This window comes from Halobacillus hunanensis (assembly GCF_900166655.1).
Classification (GTDB): Bacteria; Bacillota; Bacilli; order Bacillales; family Halobacillaceae; genus Halobacillus_A; species Halobacillus_A hunanensis.
Genome location: NZ_FVZB01000006.1, coordinates 1,153,527 through 1,170,229 on the forward strand (window position 1 = coordinate 1,153,527; position 16,703 = coordinate 1,170,229).

Consider the following 16,703-nt stretch of genomic DNA (forward strand, 5'->3'; position numbering starts at 1 on the left):
TAGGGCCAATCAATTATTTATCCCTATCCTGTCGAACGGGTACATGCTTAAAAATTTCACCACTTTCGAAAAACTCCGTTACCCGGCTAATCCAGTCATAATAATCCAGCCAGATTCTCGTTTCCTTAAGTAATTCATTGACCTTCTGTTCAGTTTCTTCATCCACAGCTTCTTCTTTTTCAATTTCAGCAAGTTCACGCTGGAGCTTTTGCTCGAACATTTTACTTTTGCTAATCGCTTTACGCCAATTTGAAGTAAACAGCGATACGAAAGTTTGGTAATAATCACGCTCAACGTTGTATAGATCTTTGCGAACGCCTTTTTTAAAGACTTTCTCCGCAATATTTAGATCTACCATTTCACGAACAACTTGGCTCATTCGAGTTTTACTCATCCCGACGCTCTCCGACAATTCATCGAGTGTCATCGGCTCTCTATTCATATAAATAGTCCCCAGAACGCGTCCGACAGTGGTCGATATTCCGAATGTATTCATATTGTCAGCAATTTTTTCTATAAACTGTTCTTCAATTTCTTTGGTTTTGTCGAACGGTTTTTCTTCCACATGCTTCATCCTTTCGACTTTCGGTTTTATATAAGCCAATTTAACATACCGGACAAGAAATGGAAAACGAGCAAATCAAAGCATTTTTAACTAAGAAAGGGGAATTTTAAGCAAGATCCCTAATGAACTTTATACAATAAAAAGTTTACAAACTTTACGTATTATATGTGCAATAAATAAATTTTGTAGTTTACAAAAACTATCTTATACTTAATTAGCGAATCATTCATAGTTTTGTCGAAAAGAAACTATATTACTAATTATTTTGGAGGTGGCTTTCACTTGCTTAAATTCGATCACGTAACAAAAGTGTACGAAGGTAACAATAAAGCGGTTGATAACATGAACCTTGAGGTAGAAAAAGGTGAATTCGTTGTATTTATCGGTCCAAGTGGCTGTGGTAAAACGACAACAATGAAAATGATTAACCGACTAATCGAACCTTCAGATGGAAGCATTTATATTGAAGAGGAAAATATTCTAGAAAAAGATCTGGTGCAGCTCAGGCGCGAAATTGGTTATGTTATTCAGCAAATCGGATTATTTCCACATATGACGATTCAAGAAAACATTTCGATTGTACCGAAGCTGTTAAAGTGGCCAGAGGAAAAGAGGAAAAGTCGGGCAGCAGAATTGTTGCAGCTTGTCGACATGGAACCTGAATACTTAAACCGCTATCCACATGAATTAAGCGGAGGTCAGCAACAGCGCATCGGTGTACTGCGGGCACTTGCTGCAGACCCTCCCCTTATTTTAATGGATGAGCCATTCGGTGCTCTTGATCCGATTACGAGAGATGCCCTGCAGGAAGAGTTTAAGAAGCTTCAGCAGTCACTCGGAAAAACAATCGTTTTTGTCACGCACGATATGGATGAAGCTCTTAAACTGGCTGACCGAATTGTGATCATGCGCGATGGTCAACTGGTACAAGTTGGCACACCCGATGAAATTCTAAGAAACCCAGCAGATCAATTTGTTGAAGAGTTTATCGGCAAAGAGCGTTTAGTACAGGCCCGGCCAAGTATTCAGACGGTTGAACAAATTATGGGGTCTGATCCTGCAACAATAACTGAAGATAAAACATTAACTGATGCTATTCAGATCATGAAAGAGCGCAGGGTTGATTCATTGTTAGTTGTTGACGAAGAACAAGTGTTAAAAGGTTTTATCGACATTGAAATGATTGATCAAAATCGCAAAAGAGCAACCCGTGTCGGGGACGTGTTAGAAACAGAACTGTATACCGTGAATGAGGGAACATTACTGCGGGATACCATCCACAAAATATTGCGGAGAGGCATGAAATATGTCCCTGTTGTTGATGATAATCAGCGTCTCCGTGGTCTTGTGACAAGGGCAAGCCTTGCAGATGTAGTATACGACTCAATTTGGGGCGAAGAAGATCAACTCGCCACGACAGAAGTATAGGAGGGGATAAGATGGATCAGTTGTTAGAGTTTTTGGCGAATAACGGGAATCAATTGCTCATGAAAACATGGGAACACTTTTACATTTCACTGCTCGCTGTTCTCCTTGGTGTTATTGTTGCAATCCCGCTTGGAGTAGCACTCACACGTGTTCCTAAGCTAGCAGGATTTGTAATCGGGACAGTTGGAGTTGTTCAAACATTCCCAAGTCTTGCGATCCTCGCCTTCTTTATACCGATTCTCGGTGTTGGTAAAATTCCTGCGATTACAGCATTGTTTTTCTACTCCATGCTGCCTATGTTGAGAAACACGTATATCGGAGTTAAGGAAGTAAATAAAAGCTTATTAGAAGCTGGACGAGGAATGGGCATGAGCGGCTGGCAGCGCATTCGTGATGTGGAACTGCCGCTCGCCATACCAGTGATTATGGCCGGAGTCCGGGTATCGACTGTCTACTTGATTGGCTGGGCAACCCTTGCTTCATTTATCGGTGCCGGCGGATTAGGTGATTATATCTTTAATGGTCTAAACCTCTACCGCCCTGACCTGATTATTGCCGGAGCTGTGCCTGTTACACTATTGGCCTTAGCTACCGACTTGATACTAGGACGCCTTGAAAAACGCGCGACCCCTAAAGGGATAAGGACTGCTTAGAAAGGAGGATCATACATGGTGTTTAAAATAATTAAGAAACCCTTCATTGCATTGTTGCTAGTTACAACACTGCTCAGCGGCTGTTCATTGCCAGGACTGAGCGGACCTGCTGAAAAGACTGTCACGATAGGTACATTAGGAACAGCGGAATCAGCTATCATGGGCAATATGGTTCGACTCATGATACAACATTACACAGATCTCCAAACAGAAATGATAACCAATCTTGGATCCTCTACTGTGCAGCATGAAGCTATGATGTCTGGCGAAGTAGATATTACGGCTACAAGATATACAGGAACAGATTTGGTCGGTGCCCTTGGGATGGAACCTATTACAGACCCAGACAAAGCTATGAAAGTAGTAAAAAGAGAATTTCAGGAACAATTTAACCAAACGTGGTTCGATTCTTATGGTTTTGCCAATTCGTATGCTTTTACAGTAAAAAGTGAACTGGCTGAAAAAGAAAACTTAGAAACTGTTTCAGACTTGGAAGCCATTGCCGCTGATTTGCGGCTAGGAGTGGACAGCGCATGGATTAGACGTCCAGCCGTAGGTTACGACTCGTTCATAAAAAAATACGGGTTTGAGTTCGGCCGTGTATTTCCGATGTCGATTGGTTTAGTTTATAAAGCCGTAGAAAGCGGCGAAATGGATGTTGTGCTGGCCTATACTACAGATGGACGCTTAGAAGCCTTCGACCTCGTGACCTTAAAGGATAATAAACATCTATTCCCTCCGTATGATGCTTCACCGGTTGCCCGTGACGAATTCCTCGAGAAACATCCTGAACTTCGCGATGTTCTCCAAAAGTTAGCGGGTACGATTGATACGGAACAAATGAGAAAGATGAATCATAAAGCCAACGTAAAAATGAAAGAACCGAAACTTGTTGCTAAAGAATTCTTAGAAAAACATAATTACTTTGAATAAAGATCACCAGGAGGTGAAGATATTTTGGAAACACTTACGGATTTAGGGCTGTATTATTCACAAAATATGGGGTATGTGTGGGAACAATTTTTTCGGCACTTTCTAATGTCTGCCTACGGTGTTTTACTTGCAGCTATGGTTGCTATTCCTGTAGGGATTGTCATTGCACGTCATGCTAGATTAAGTGCCTGGGTGATTTCCTTGACGAACATTATTCAAACGGTTCCAGCCCTGGCTATGCTGGCTGTCCTCATGCTGGCTATGGGACTCGGAGCCAATACAGTTGTCTTTGCGTTATTTCTCTATTCCCTTTTACCGATTCTAAGAAACACATATACAGGTATTCGCAGTGTCGACCGGGCACTGATCGAATCGGGACGAGGTATGGGAATGACAAAGTTTCAACTATTAAGGATGGTAGAGTTACCTCTCGCACTGTCCGTTATTATGGCAGGGCTGAGAACTGCTCTAGTTATTGCCATCGGTATTGCCACGATTGGAACATTTATCGGGGCAGGTGGATTAGGTGATATTATTATCCGTGGAACAAATGCGACAAATGGAACAGCTATTATACTAGCCGGAGCTATTCCAACAGCAGTAATGGCGGTTGTTGCTGACGTCGTCATGGGTTGGTTTGAGAAGCTGCTTTCACCAGTCAAAGGGAAAAAGACGGATAAAATGGAAAAAACAGCTTAACAGCAGGGGCTGCTCCCTGCTGTTTTCATATATCTTAAATTCGTATAAAAAGGAGGCGCTCTCCATGGAGATTCTAGTAGAAAAAAATGTGCCCTGCACAATGCGCGACGGAACAGTATTATACTCTGACATCTATCGCCCTCATCTAGAAGGTAAATTTCCTATATTATTAACTCGCCTTCCCTACAGCAAAGATCTGCCCTTTTATTCTCATCGTTACCTGGATACAAACCGCCTTGTGGAGAATGGCTACATTGTAATTGTTCAAGATGTACGGGGAAGGTTTCAATCTGAAGGAGAATTCGAGCCGTTTATTTACGAAGCTGAAGATGGTTACGATACGGTTGAGTGGGCGGCGTCATTGCCTTACTCATCAGGAAAAGTAGGCATGTTCGGTCTTTCCTACTACGGTTTTACACAACTATTAGCTGCAGCGGAACGCCCTCCCAGCTTACGAGCTATCTTTCCGGCTCAAACGTTAAGCGACCAAAGGAAAGGTAATTTTTACTATGATGGTGCTTACGGGTTGGGGTTATCACAAACTTGGGTACTAGAATCCATAGCTCCTGATCTAATAAAAAGAAAATACAAAGATCCAGAAACATATAATGCAGTAATGGGCAAATGGGCTAAGAGTGTAGACCATATAGAAGAATGGTATCATCATGCGCCGATAAAAAATTGGCCGCCGCTCAAGGAACTAGGTGTTGCGGAGTATTTCTTCGAGCAAATGGAGCGCGAGTTAAATGATGAGAGCTGGGAAAAGTCAAGCATCGCAACCCAATATGATCAGATGAATGTTCCCGCCTATCACCTTGGCGGATGGTACGATAGCCTTCTAGGATCCACCATAGACAATTATACTGAAATGAAAGCGAAAGCGGACGGTCACAGTGTGAGGAAACAGCAGAGATTAATGATCGGACCCTGGGCCCATGGAGATTTTGGTTCGTTGATTGGAGACCGGAAATTTGGCCTTCACGCCTCAGAAGATTGGATTGACTTTAAGGAAAGTCTGACAGACCTTCATGTTCGCTGGTTTGACTATTGGTTAAAAGGTGAACATACACACATCCGGGAAGAATCCCCCGTTAAGCTATTTGTCATGGGGATCAATCAATGGCGCGATGAACTTGAATGGCCGCTCGCACGTACAAACTATACCCCTTACTATTTACACAGCCAGGGCCACGCTAACTCACTTTCTGGGGATGGAAAGCTTTCAGAGATAACTCCCGGGCACGAGCCGGCCGATCAGTTTACGTACAACCCTGAAAAGCCGGTCCCTTCAAACGGAGGAGGCACGTTGTATGATGGCGTTAATACTACAGGGCCTCGTGATCAAAGAACTATAGAAAACCGAGACGACGTGTTAATCTACACCACAGCACCACTAAAAGAGCCAATTGAAGTTACCGGCCCTATTAAAGTCCGCCTTTGGGCTTCAACTGATGCAAAAGATACCGATTTCACAGCCAAACTAGTGGATGTGATGCCAGATGGTACAGCATATAACTTAACAGATGGCATCGTTCGTGCACGGTATCGAAATGGGTATAAACCAGAGCTAGAGTTAAACGGTGAAATCGTTGAATATGAGATAGATTTATGGGCAACGAGCAATGTATTTCTAACTGATCACCAAATCAGAGTTGAAATCTCCTCCAGTAATTTTCCGCGCTTTGCTGCTAATCTAAATACTGGAGAAACCATATTCGACAGCAATGAAAGTAAGATTGCGCATCAAACGATCTATCACAGTGAAAAATATCCATCGCACATCCTGCTTCCGCTCATCCCAACAGATCAATAAGGTTTGGATGATGAAGAATTTTCTATGCAGACATAAAAAGCCCCGTTTTTCTTTTTAGAATGACGGGGCTTTACGTTTATTGAGAAGAAATTTGGACGCCTAAAGATATCGACGCCCTCTTGATCAACCTGCTTCTTGATCGATTCATAGTGAACAATATCGAAAAAATGTTCATCTATTCCAACTGAGACCTCCACAAGTAAAAAGCTGCATATGCTCGCCAGTCTCCCCATTTCTTTGACAATTCCTCAACATAGTTAGTCGTTGGTTTCTGATCTAATTCCAGATGCTTTCGAAGGGCATGATGAATTCCAATATCCGCTGAGGGAAAAGCTTGGGGCTGAAGCAGGCATCGCAGCATAACATAATCGGCTGTCCATGCGCCGACACCTCTAAGTTTCATTAAGCTGTTTTTCATCCCTTCATAATCCATTTGTAAAAGTGCTTCCTTCGTTATTGCCCGGGAAACTATTGACTTGGCGATCCCGATAACATACTCGGCTTTTCGTGTTGTGAATTGCAGCTTTTTAAGGTGGCTGACGTCCAGGGAGGCAATCTGATGGCAATCAGGATACAACCAGTAGAGCTGCCCATCATATTCAAAGCTTTTACCAAAATGTTCTACAAATCGTTTCTTTAATGTATAAGCAAACGTTAGATTGATTTGCTGCCCGATGACTGCCCACGTTAATGCTTCAAACAAATCGGGGATACCGACAATTCGTAACCCACGGTGTCTGGATACAATGTTAGTTAAAACAGGATCATTTTGGGCCATTGCATAAAAGTCAGTCATATCTTTATTTAGATCAAACCATTCATGAATATATTTAGTAATCAGGTCGCCTGTCTCTTTATTTACTTTACCAAACGGAAGCTCCGCGATAATCGCATTTTCCTTACTTCTTATCTTTATTAAAACAAAAGATTGGTTGACATTGAGAAGTTTGATAATCAATTCTCCCTCAGCTTTATGCAGAACTTCTTGAGAAGAGCGATTGAGGTAAACTAAGCATTCTTTAAAGCTAAAGTCAGTGGGCGTGGGTATACTAAGATAATGGTCACTGCTCATCTTTAGACTCCTACCTTCTAGAAAATGTATGGTTATAGTAACATATCCCTCTCAACTTCATGTACTCGTCCAACCTCATAACTCTTCTACTACAAGAGGACACTTTGTTAGTCAACACAACAAAAAAGACCTCCTAATTACTTAAAGCTGAGTGAGGTCTTTATACAATCTATTCGAAGTTAACCTTAATCAACAACTATATAAGCAATCATCGGCCCATTAGATTGGATGTCCGAATGGGTGGTGCAAATCAGCCTGTACACGCCTTCCTCATCAAATTTTAAATCAACGATCGTCTCTTTCCCTTTTTTAACGACACCTTTGACATCAGTTCCCTCAATATGAAATGGGTGCTCTTTTCCATTCACACCGTATATATTCAGTCTGAATGGTTCCCCTTTTTCTACATAAATAGTCCCTGGATCCCAACGATAAGCTTCTATTTCTTCACCATTAGCCGTCTCGGATTTGAATTCCCCTGTCACGAGATGAATAACGCGTGTATCTGCGCTTGCTGGTTTGGAAAGAGTAGGGACAGCCTCACTCCCCCATAATGAAGTGCCAATGAAAAATGCGACAGCCATTGCCACCAAGATACCGAAAAACACACCTATTTTCTTTTTAGTAATAAGTAAAATTTTCACAATTAATTCCTCCCATAGCTTGTTTACTTATGCATATGCAAGCAAACCATGAGAACTTGTCTAATTTATCACTGGCAAAAAGAAAAATCAGCCTCCTTCATAAAAGAGACTGATCTCAAAGGTTTAATTCCATACTAAAGAATATTCCCTCACCTTATACCTTTTGGAGGGTTAGAAGCTGCTCACCTAAATACTTTGCGAGCGCAAGCATTCCGTAAACATCTGCATTGGCTTCAGCATCAGAATTGTAGTTTGTGTTCGTGTTCACATCATACGTGTAAAGCTGCCCATGCTTGTTTACTTATGCATATGCAAGCAAACCATGAGAACTTGTCTAATTTATCACTGGCAAAAAGAAAAATCAGCCTCCTTCATAAAAGAGACTGATCTCAAAGGTTTAATTCCATACTAAAGAATATTCCCTCACCTTATACCTTTTGGAGGGTTAGAAGCTGCTCACCTAAATACTTTGCGAGCGCAAGCATTCCGTAAACATCTGCATTGGCTTCAGCATCAGAATTGTAGTTTGTGTTCGTGTTCACATCATACGTGTAAAGCTGCCCATCTTGGTCCTGAATCGCTTCAATTCCGGCAACTTGAATATTATTCTCCTGGAGAAACTTCTCATATTGATCCAAGATTGGATGATGATAACCTTCAAGAATCTCGAACTTAGGTCCGCCTGTCTCTTGTTCACCAGTAGGACAATACATATCATCAATCGTGCAAGCGTCCGCAGGGCACAATTCAAAACCTTCAGAGGTATCCACTTTGACGGCATATAGAAACTCCCCGCCTACAAATTCATGTCGTACGATATAAGGCTCCGGGGCTTCTACGTACTGTTGGATGAGGGTAACACCATCTACCGGTTCTTCAAAGGAGTCTCCATAAACATACTCTTTCAACGCTTCAATAGAATGAAAAAGCTGCACGCCCTGACCTTTTCCAGCACGGTTATGCTTCGTAATAAAAGGTGCTAAGTCCAGCTTTTTGGCAGACTCAATGATGTGGTCTTTTCCTACAGCAGCGATTGTTTTCGGTGATGTGACCCCGGCACTGTTCAATGCCATATACTGGTTTACTTTGCTTACTTCAAGACGCAGTGCTCGACTTCCGTTTATAACAGTTCGACCATGCCGCTCAAGCCAAGCAAGCACTGCTTCTGTAAATTCAGGAGCAAAGCGATGGTCTCTTGTATGAGAAGAGGCACTTATCCGATTGTAAAAAACGCCTTCTGGAGGCTCATTAGTTAAGTCTATATTCCCTTGATCCAGATGCCATAATTCAAAAGGTAACTGCAATTCCTTTAATCGCTTCGTTAAATGATCCGTCCATTCATCATTTTCGTGCAATACATAAATTTTTCTCACGGATCAAACTCCTTTCCTGGATACTACAAGTATCAACTGTATTTCAACTATAACATATTATTCCGACCCTTTTACCATGTTATGCTCATACAGTATTTGGAGGAGTTCACATAATAACAGTTACAATTTCCAGAGCTTTCTCTTTCTATTCATCATCGGCAGGGTACTGAATCCCCATTTGCCTTCTGGCCTCTTGCATAATTTGCGTAGCAATCAGCGTATTTTTGTGGGAATTGACAGTGGACTGTATTTCACCCTTTTGGACTAGATTAACAAACTCCATAAGTTCATAATACATCGGTGGGTAAATATCCCGCTTCCCTAAGTGTTCAACTGTCCCATCATTATAGCGGATCTCAATGTTTTTCGGCTCTGAAATATTAGGAATAATCATCACACCTTCTTCTCCCTGTATTTCAGAAGGAGCATAAGAATGGTTGATTTTCGAATGAGTAATGACAGCCTCCATCTCCTCATATTCAGCTAGAATACTACCTTCTCCATCAACACCCGAAGCAAGCCTCACTCCATTTGCTTTAATCGATTCCGGTTCTCCGAAGAGCACTACTAGGGGGTAAACCCCATACACACCTAAATCCATCAAAGAGCCATTTGAGAAAACAGGATTAAATGCATTGAGGACCTTCCCTTCCCGGTAAGCGTTATAACGTGAAGAATACTTGCAGAAGTTCCCTGTAAAACGGCGCACTTTACCAATTTTATGTAAATGCGCTTGTACTCTGACAAAACCTGGCATCAATGTTGATTTAACAGCTTCCATCAGAAGTACTTGATTAGCTCTCGCCACCTCAATCATACGTGCTGCTTCTCGTTGGTTGGAGGCCATAGGTTTTTCACACAAAACATGTTTCCCATGCTCCATTGCGGTGATCGCTTGCTTAGCGTGAAATGAATTCGGACTGGCCACATATATGGCATCGACCTCTTCCGAACTACACATTTCCTCAATTGAGGTAAAGGTGAGTTCAGCTCCGAATTGCTCTGCAAACTCCTTAGCTCGTTCTTCTGTTCTGGAATAGACGGCTTTCAATTCAAACTGTTCCACATGCCGACCTGCTTTTATCATTGATTCAGTTATAAAGTTCGTTCCTATAATGCCAAAACGTACCATACAGCTAACTACTCCTTTTTGTCATAGTGTACCAAACTCACCCTGGCTGCTTTCCCCTTGATTAGGGATAAATGTTGAGATGGTACGCTTGAATTTTGTTTTTTCCTCCAGGAAGGGATAATGGTTACTATGCGTAAACACTACTAACTTCGAGTTCGGAATAAGCTCTTTCATTTCAACTGAATACTCTAATGGGCACTGGACATCATGCTCACCGCACATGATCAGCACAGGGGACTTAATGAAAGATAACTTTCTGCTAACATCAAAAATGGGAAGCTCTCTGACGAAATAATTCATTCGAACGGCAGACATCTTCTTCTGAATACTCTTGCAAAACAACTCCTCATAGCGATCAGGTTTATGTAGAGACAGCTTAGTCCTTTCTTTAGATAACTTGCTGCGATTGCTCTCCGATAATTCACTGCTTTTTAGTTCTTCTATTAGGTCTTGCATGCGTTGAAATTTGGGGTGATTAACATTATAGATACACTTCTCAGAGAACGTCATATACTCCCTTGCAGCTGCCCCTGCAATAATAAGGAAATTCAAGCGTTCGGAAAATTGAATGCCATATACAATTCCAAGCATCCCCCCAGTTGAATGCCCAGCAAACCCCCATTTTTCTATACTCATCTCTTCCCGAATGGCTTCCAGATCAAAAACAGTCTCAAGCATACTTAATTGGTAAGGTTCTTCCGCCTTCGCAGAATCCCCTGTCTCACGTAAGTTTACGATGTAAACGCTGTTTGTATCCGTGAACGTTTCCGCAAAATAATCACCTGATTCGTTAAATTCTGAATAGAGATGGGTGACGCATAAAGGCGGTCCGCTACCTTTTGCAAACACTTCGAATACTCCTCGATTTGTCGTAATTAAATTCTTCTTCCAACTATTCACATGCCATCCTTCTTTCTTCTATTCTCCCCTAACCTTAATTATTTCGATAACCTCGATATAAAAACCTCCCCAAACTAAAAAGCCCACACATCTTGTGCAGGCTTCATTTTTCAATAAGCTTCAGTCCTATTTCTGCTAACACGATCTGACCTTGCCTAGTAGGATGAACATCACCCTTTATAATATACTCTGGGTGTCCTTTAAAAGCTTTATAAGCATTCGCCATTTCTACATTAGTGAAGCGGCTTAACAGTTCAATTAAAGAGCTGTATTGAGCATTAATATAGTTTAGCGGAGCCTCCAGCTTGTCACCCGCTTCAGGATAAGGATTGTAGATGTTGTAAACAATGATGTCACCCTTTGTCAATCGTTCTAGCTCGATGACAGTTGAGTAAACATTAAAGATTAGATCGCGGACTACAAGAGCTACTTCTTCCATTTTGATACCTTTAAGACCCTTATTTTCTTTCAAAAGATTTAAAAGGTCATTTCCTCCAATACTTACAACAATATAATCAGCATGCTTGATCGTATTACGAAACTTATCGTTAGTACGTACAGCTTTAAGCAGCTCAGAAGAAGTCATTCCTGGTATCCCAAGATTAGTCACCTCTAAACCGGCTTCCTCGCCCATGATGTAAGGAAACGCTTCCCCTGCTGGCAAGGTGTTATCTTTCGTCAGGTTATATCCATAGGGAATCGAATCCCCAATTGCGACAAGCTGCTCTGACTCCCTTGCATAGATGTGGTGAGGAGCGAGCACAGCTCCAAGTAAAAGACAAACTACGCAAAAAAGGGCCGATAATTTCTTCAAAACCTTCACCCCTTCACCACGGATTAACATATAATCCTGCTTACTGCTCAGTATTCCAGAAATATATAAGTTCACTCATGTAAAAATCATCCTTTATTTACAATGAAAAAAGGCGCCAAACTTATTTCGGCGCCTCCATGGTTATTTACTTATAAAAAGTTGAGTCCAGTGCTGGCCCTCTTCCGTGTAGCCGACACCAATCTGGGTTACTTGCTCATTCATGATATTTTTACGGTGCCCTGGACTGTCTAACCAATCCTGGACCACCTCATCGGGAGTCTTCTGTCCGACCGCAATATTTTCTGCAGCATAGTTGAACTCTATCCCGAACTGTTTCAACATTTGAATAGGGCTGCCATAAGTGGGCGATATGTGAGCAAAGTAATTATTTTTTGCCATGTCAGTTGATTTTTTCTTGGCAACCTTAGATAATTCACTGTTAATTTTAAGAGGCTTCAACCCGTTCTTTTTGCGTGCTTGATTGGTTAATTGAACCACTTGTTCCTGAAAAGCACCTGTTACTTCATCCACACGTTGTTTGTTTGTACCAGTATTATTACCGTCCGCCTCGAAGCGATCAGAGTTCGGTGCGTCGTTATTATGGTTTTCCATAGGCAGACCCGGATCTGTGCCTTCGAAAGGAATATTAGGACTAAAACGATTTTGCTCTCGTTCCAGCTCAACTTGTTCACGCTGTTCTGGACCATATTCTACCTGGTTATAATTATAGGATTCGCGTTCCACAGCTCCCTCATCACCTGTACCACACGCCGCAAGAACTGACATGAGCATAACTGTGAAAAGGAACAATAATAAAGACTTTCTCATCTTCCATCCTCCTTAAGGAATTGATCATCATTACTATTTGCAACGATGAAAAAATTATCCTTAAAAGTCTGAAGGAGAAAGCCAGGAAAAAGAACCATAGAAATATCCTGATGCTGTGAGAGCATCAGGATCCAATATTACAACATATTTTCTTGAAGACGGAAACATACCACTTTGGATTCAGTCATCGATTCCATGGCGTAACGTACGCCTTCACGACCGACCCCGGAGCCTTTAGTTCCACCAAATGGCATGGCGTCAATTCGATAATCACTACTATCGTTAATCATAATGCCACCTACATTCATATGCTTGATGGTGTAAAAAGCATGATGAATGTTTCTTGTGAAAATACCTGCCTGCAGCCCATAATCCACATCATTTGCCAATTCTACTGCATGGTTCAAGTCGGCGACAGGCTGAATAATGACGACAGGTCCAAAAATCTCCTCTTTTGCTATTTTAGCTGACTCAGGAACATTCGTTAGCACGGTTGGATAATAATACGCCCCTTCACGCTTTCCACCAACTTCCACTGTGGCCCCAGATGTTACTGCTTCATTCACCCATAACTCTACACGCTCCGCTTCTTTCTCTTCAATCATTGGCCCTATATCTGTCAGTTCATCCATTTTATCGCCAACCATTAACTCTGCTGTGCGAGTAACAAACGTGTCCAGAAATTGGGAGTAAATGTCCTTTTCCACGTAAATTCGCTGAACCCCAATGCAATTTTGCCCCACTGCCGAAAAAGCACCCGATACAGAAGATTGCACAGCATCGTGAAGGTCAGCGTCACTTAGCACAATAACCGGAGAATTGGACCCTAACTCCATGCTGACTTTTTTAGTTCCTGCCTTTTGCGTGATCCTGTTTCCTGCATTCGGACCACCCGTGAACGATATCATTTGCACTGACGGATGTGTAACAAGTGTATCTCCAAGTTCCCGGCCTGATCCTGTAACAACTGATAAGAACCCTTCCGGAAGACCTGCTTCCACAAAAGCCTCTGCTAACTTTAGTGCACTTAGCGGGGTTACAGAAGCCGGCTTCACAACAATAGCATTTCCAGCGGCAATGGCCGGGCCGATTTTGTGAGCTACCAAATTTAAAGGGTCATTGAAAGGAGTTATTGCTCCAACTACGCCTACAGGAAAGCGATAGTGATATCCTACGCGATTTTCACTTCCCTCATTTTGGTCAAAATTAATGGTTTCTCCATTCATCCTTCTTGCTTCTTCTGCACTAATTTTAATGGTTTGTGTGGCTCGCTTTACCTCCCCCCGTGCTTCATTAATCGTTTTACTTCCTTCAGAAGCAATAATACGTGCAAATTCTTCAGCATTCTCTTTCATAAAAGAGACGACTCGATCCAAAATGGTAATTCGTTCATGCGTCGGCCAAACTTGCGTATTTCGATAAGTCCGCTCCGCTTTATCAATAGCGAGAGACATATCCTGTTTTGAAGCAAGGGGGACACGTGCGATTACTTGGCTGCTTTGAGGGTTGCGCACTTCAAATGTCTTTTCACCACTTACCCACTTCCCACCGATTAACATTTTCATCTCCTTTACCTTTGTGTGCATTACTATCCCCTCCTTTATATTTTCGCCGGTTGTCTCTCCTTTTGATAATGAATTAAATCAATCAGCAGTGAAAATCCGGTTTCTTTTAATCCTGCGCCAGCTCCTGTCAACAAAATAGGTCCCGCTAAATCGCATTCATAGACGATTGCGTTTGTAGCTCCTGTCACTCCGGATAACGGATCATCCGCATCGATGCGTTCAGGCTTAACACTGGCTTTGACCGTTCCTTCTTCATTTCTCACCCGAGCAAGCAATCGTAATTTTTTCCCTTCCCGAAGTGCCTCCTGTACTTGATCAACGGTTACTCCAGAAATCCCTTCACATTCAACTTCCGTATGGGAGAGAGACTCACCCATTAAATAATTCGCTAAAATGGCCGCTTTATAACGAGCGTCGTAACCTTCCACATCGCTAGTAGGATCTGCTTCAGCATAGCCAAGCTGCTGCGCTTTTTCTAAGGACTCCTCGTAAGAAAAGCCCTTTTCCATTTCTGTTAGAATAAAGTTAGTCGTTCCATTGAGAATCCCTTTGATTTCAGTTATCTTATTGCCTGCCAGTGTTTCAACAGGCATTCTAAGCGCTGGCGTACCGCTCATTACTGTTCCTTCAAATCCAAAAAATACACCCTGCTCCTCAGCAAGCTTCGCTAACTCTTTATAAGCTAAAGCTACTGGACCTTTATTGGTCGTCACGACACTTTTCCTGTTTTCAAAAGCCGTACGACAGTGAGAAATCGCCGGTTCTCCCGTTTTAACATCTGTAAAGGTAACTTCTACAATTACGTCAGCGTTTGAATGGATAATAGTATCCATACTGCTCCAGCCTTTTTTTGCTTGAGGCCCTCCAGAAATACCCTCTACTGTTCCTTCAGTTCGAACAGTTTGCAGAAGCTGCCCCACATCGAGTCCTTCCGGGTCATAGATTGACCCTTTCATCATATCGGCAACCGCTACGACCCTCGTATCGAGGCCATATGCACTACTCAAATTCTCTTTTCGCTCAATTAAAATTTCTGCAAGAGCTTGCCCTACGCCGCCAAAGCCAATAAATGCTATATTCACCATTACAATTCCCCTCCTTCGCGTTGTAGAAGCTGATACACACATTTCACAAAGATTTCTACACCATCTGATAGTGCTTCTTCGTTAATATCAAAACCCGGATGATGCAAGCCCCGCTCCTCTTCAATCCCGCATCCGAGGAAAAACATCGCCCCAGGCTTACGTGCTGTCATATGACTGAAATCTTCACTCCCCATTCCAAATGGTTCGTTTATGACTTTCATACCAGCCGCCGCATCGCGAATGACTTTATTTACCGTTGGATCGTTAACTAAAGCCGGTTCACCGCGATGAACTGTCAAGTCAAAATCCCCGCCTAATGCAGTGACTACTCTCGCAGCTCCCTCAATCTCTTTTATAAGCAACTCACGTACCTCTTTTTTATAAGAGCGGATCGTTCCCTGAATTTCAACCAATCCAGGAATCACGTTATTAGCTTCTCCTGCATGGATCTGGCCAACACTAATGGTTCCGACGTCTAAGGGATTTACTTTACGCCCATTAATACTGTATAGAGCCTGCAGCAAGTAAGTCGACATCCATACAGGATCTTTCGTATGATGAGGATACCCTCCGTGCCCGCCAGTGCCCTTAACGATCAAATAAAAATCATCATTATTGGCCATACTAGGACCATCATGGATTTGGATTTCACCCTTTTCCCGCCATGGACACATATGAAGGGCGAGAATGGCCTCTACATCATCCAGAATACCGCATTGGAGCATTTTCACAGCTCCTGTCTCCCCTAACACATCGCTATCTTCTTCAGCTGGCTGAAAGATCAGCTTCACAGTTCCTTTGAAAAGCCCTTTTTTTGCGTCTTCCGCTAGTAACTTCGCTGTACCCAAAAGGATTGAAATATGGGCGTCATGGCCACAAGCGTGCATGACACCCGGATGTTTAGAACTATACGAGAGACCCGTTTGCTCATAGATCGGCAGAGCATCCATGTCTGCCCGAAGTGCTATCACAGGTCCATCCCCAGTTGTAAGGGTTGCTACTATTCCGTAACCTCCAATGTTCTTCTCAATAGAATAAGCTTTAAACGAATCCAAAATTTGTGCAATTTTTTCACTCGTAGCTTTCTCTCGGAAGCTAAGCTCTGGAAACTGGTGAAAATGTCGCCTCCATTTAACCATCTCTGGGAGAATATCTAATGACCTTTCAACTAAGTCCGCCAATTTCGTTGTCACAGGGCC

The 16,703-nt window shown here is 42.4% G+C and carries 16 protein-coding genes and 1 pseudogene; 5 read left to right on the forward strand and 12 right to left on the reverse strand.

Annotated elements, in window-relative coordinates:
* Positions 1 to 13 precede the first annotated feature (13 nt).
* Entirely contained in the window at positions 14 to 574 is a 561-nt protein-coding gene (locus B5354_RS11255; protein WP_079528841.1) for a GbsR/MarR family transcriptional regulator, read from the reverse strand.
* A gap of 273 nt (positions 575 to 847) precedes the next feature.
* Between B5354_RS11255 and B5354_RS11260 the strand changes: the two genes are divergently transcribed.
* The 5 genes from B5354_RS11260 to B5354_RS11280 all read left to right on the forward strand — a co-directional run bounded on the left by B5354_RS11260 (position 848) and on the right by B5354_RS11280 (position 6,091).
* Positions 848 to 1,993, forward strand: coding sequence for a betaine/proline/choline family ABC transporter ATP-binding protein (locus tag B5354_RS11260; protein ID WP_079528843.1), 1,146 nt, complete (start codon positions 848 to 850; stop codon positions 1,991 to 1,993).
* An 11-nt stretch (positions 1,994 to 2,004) separates the two neighbouring features.
* Positions 2,005 to 2,646, forward strand: coding sequence for an ABC transporter permease (locus tag B5354_RS11265; RefSeq protein ID WP_079528844.1), 642 nt, complete (start codon positions 2,005 to 2,007; stop codon positions 2,644 to 2,646).
* A gap of 15 nt (positions 2,647 to 2,661) precedes the next feature.
* The gene (locus B5354_RS11270; protein WP_079528846.1) at positions 2,662 to 3,579 is read left to right on the forward strand and encodes an osmoprotectant ABC transporter substrate-binding protein; all 918 of its coding nucleotides are present in this window, start codon (positions 2,662 to 2,664) and stop codon (positions 3,577 to 3,579) included.
* A 24-nt stretch (positions 3,580 to 3,603) separates the two neighbouring features.
* Positions 3,604 to 4,278, forward strand: coding sequence for an ABC transporter permease (locus tag B5354_RS11275; RefSeq protein WP_079528847.1), 675 nt, complete (start codon positions 3,604 to 3,606; stop codon positions 4,276 to 4,278).
* Between the two features lie 64 nt (positions 4,279 to 4,342).
* On the forward strand, positions 4,343 to 6,091 hold the full coding sequence (locus tag B5354_RS11280) for a CocE/NonD family hydrolase (protein WP_079528849.1): 1,749 nt from the start codon (positions 4,343 to 4,345) through the stop codon (positions 6,089 to 6,091).
* A gap of 175 nt (positions 6,092 to 6,266) precedes the next feature.
* On the opposite strand, the gene B5354_RS11285 is transcribed toward B5354_RS11280, so the two are convergent.
* From B5354_RS11285 to B5354_RS11330, 11 genes and pseudogenes are all read right to left on the reverse strand, one after another.
* Positions 6,267 to 7,163 carry a DNA-3-methyladenine glycosylase family protein gene (locus tag B5354_RS11285; RefSeq protein ID WP_079528850.1) on the reverse strand — a complete coding sequence of 299 codons (897 nt, stop codon included), beginning with the start codon at positions 7,161 to 7,163 and terminating at the stop codon, positions 6,267 to 6,269.
* Between the two features lie 185 nt (positions 7,164 to 7,348).
* Positions 7,349 to 7,807, reverse strand: a complete 459-nt coding sequence (locus B5354_RS11290) for a cupredoxin domain-containing protein (protein ID WP_139377110.1) — start codon at positions 7,805 to 7,807, stop codon at positions 7,349 to 7,351.
* A gap of 154 nt (positions 7,808 to 7,961) precedes the next feature.
* Positions 7,962 to 8,105, reverse strand: a pseudogene (locus B5354_RS20755) (alpha-L-glutamate ligase); the annotation flags it as partial.
* A 130-nt stretch (positions 8,106 to 8,235) separates the two neighbouring features.
* The gene (locus tag B5354_RS11295) at positions 8,236 to 9,180 is read right to left on the reverse strand and encodes an ATP-grasp domain-containing protein (RefSeq protein WP_079528852.1); all 945 of its coding nucleotides are present in this window, start codon (positions 9,178 to 9,180) and stop codon (positions 8,236 to 8,238) included.
* Between the two features lie 145 nt (positions 9,181 to 9,325).
* Positions 9,326 to 10,312 carry a Gfo/Idh/MocA family protein gene (locus B5354_RS11300; protein WP_079528853.1) on the reverse strand — a complete coding sequence of 329 codons (987 nt, stop codon included), beginning with the start codon at positions 10,310 to 10,312 and terminating at the stop codon, positions 9,326 to 9,328.
* Positions 10,313 to 10,333: 21 nt separating this feature from the next.
* On the reverse strand, positions 10,334 to 11,212 hold the full coding sequence (locus tag B5354_RS11305) for an alpha/beta fold hydrolase (protein ID WP_079528855.1): 879 nt from the start codon (positions 11,210 to 11,212) through the stop codon (positions 10,334 to 10,336).
* A 103-nt stretch (positions 11,213 to 11,315) separates the two neighbouring features.
* The gene (locus tag B5354_RS11310; RefSeq protein WP_245804781.1) at positions 11,316 to 12,035 is read right to left on the reverse strand and encodes an SGNH/GDSL hydrolase family protein; all 720 of its coding nucleotides are present in this window, start codon (positions 12,033 to 12,035) and stop codon (positions 11,316 to 11,318) included.
* A gap of 132 nt (positions 12,036 to 12,167) precedes the next feature.
* Positions 12,168 to 12,854: a CAP domain-containing protein gene (locus tag B5354_RS11315; protein ID WP_079528856.1), complete on the reverse strand. Its 687-nt coding sequence runs from the start codon at positions 12,852 to 12,854 to the stop codon at positions 12,168 to 12,170.
* A gap of 137 nt (positions 12,855 to 12,991) precedes the next feature.
* Entirely contained in the window at positions 12,992 to 14,440 is a 1,449-nt protein-coding gene (locus tag B5354_RS11320) for an aldehyde dehydrogenase family protein (RefSeq protein ID WP_079528858.1), read from the reverse strand.
* A gap of 14 nt (positions 14,441 to 14,454) precedes the next feature.
* Positions 14,455 to 15,504: a homoserine dehydrogenase gene (locus B5354_RS11325; RefSeq protein ID WP_079528860.1), complete on the reverse strand. Its 1,050-nt coding sequence runs from the start codon at positions 15,502 to 15,504 to the stop codon at positions 14,455 to 14,457.
* Complete coding sequence (locus B5354_RS11330) at positions 15,504 to 16,697, reverse strand: M20 metallopeptidase family protein (RefSeq protein ID WP_079528861.1); 1,194 nt, start codon at positions 16,695 to 16,697, stop codon at positions 15,504 to 15,506. The genes B5354_RS11325 and B5354_RS11330 overlap by 1 nt, the downstream gene beginning before the upstream one ends.
* Positions 16,698 to 16,703 lie beyond the last annotated feature (6 nt).

Bases quoted from the DNA above. Each gene is read 5' to 3' on its own strand.
- B5354_RS11255 (WP_079528841.1), bottom strand. From the start codon at position 574: ATGAAGCATGTGGAAGAAAAACCGTTCGACAAAACCAAAGAAATTGAA.
- B5354_RS11265 (WP_079528844.1), top strand. From the start codon at position 2,005: ATGGATCAGTTGTTAGAGTTTTTGGCGAATAACGGGAATCAATTGCTC.
- B5354_RS11270 (WP_079528846.1), top strand. From the start codon at position 2,662: ATGGTGTTTAAAATAATTAAGAAACCCTTCATTGCATTGTTGCTAGTT.
- B5354_RS11280 (WP_079528849.1), top strand. From the start codon at position 4,343: ATGGAGATTCTAGTAGAAAAAAATGTGCCCTGCACAATGCGCGACGGA.
- B5354_RS11285 (WP_079528850.1), bottom strand. From the start codon at position 7,163: ATGAGCAGTGACCATTATCTTAGTATACCCACGCCCACTGACTTTAGC.
- B5354_RS11300 (WP_079528853.1), bottom strand. From the start codon at position 10,312: ATGGTACGTTTTGGCATTATAGGAACGAACTTTATAACTGAATCAATG.
- B5354_RS11315 (WP_079528856.1), bottom strand. From the start codon at position 12,854: ATGAGAAAGTCTTTATTATTGTTCCTTTTCACAGTTATGCTCATGTCA.
- B5354_RS11320 (WP_079528858.1), bottom strand. From the start codon at position 14,440: ATGCACACAAAGGTAAAGGAGATGAAAATGTTAATCGGTGGGAAGTGG.
- B5354_RS11325 (WP_079528860.1), bottom strand. From the start codon at position 15,504: ATGGTGAATATAGCATTTATTGGCTTTGGCGGCGTAGGGCAAGCTCTT.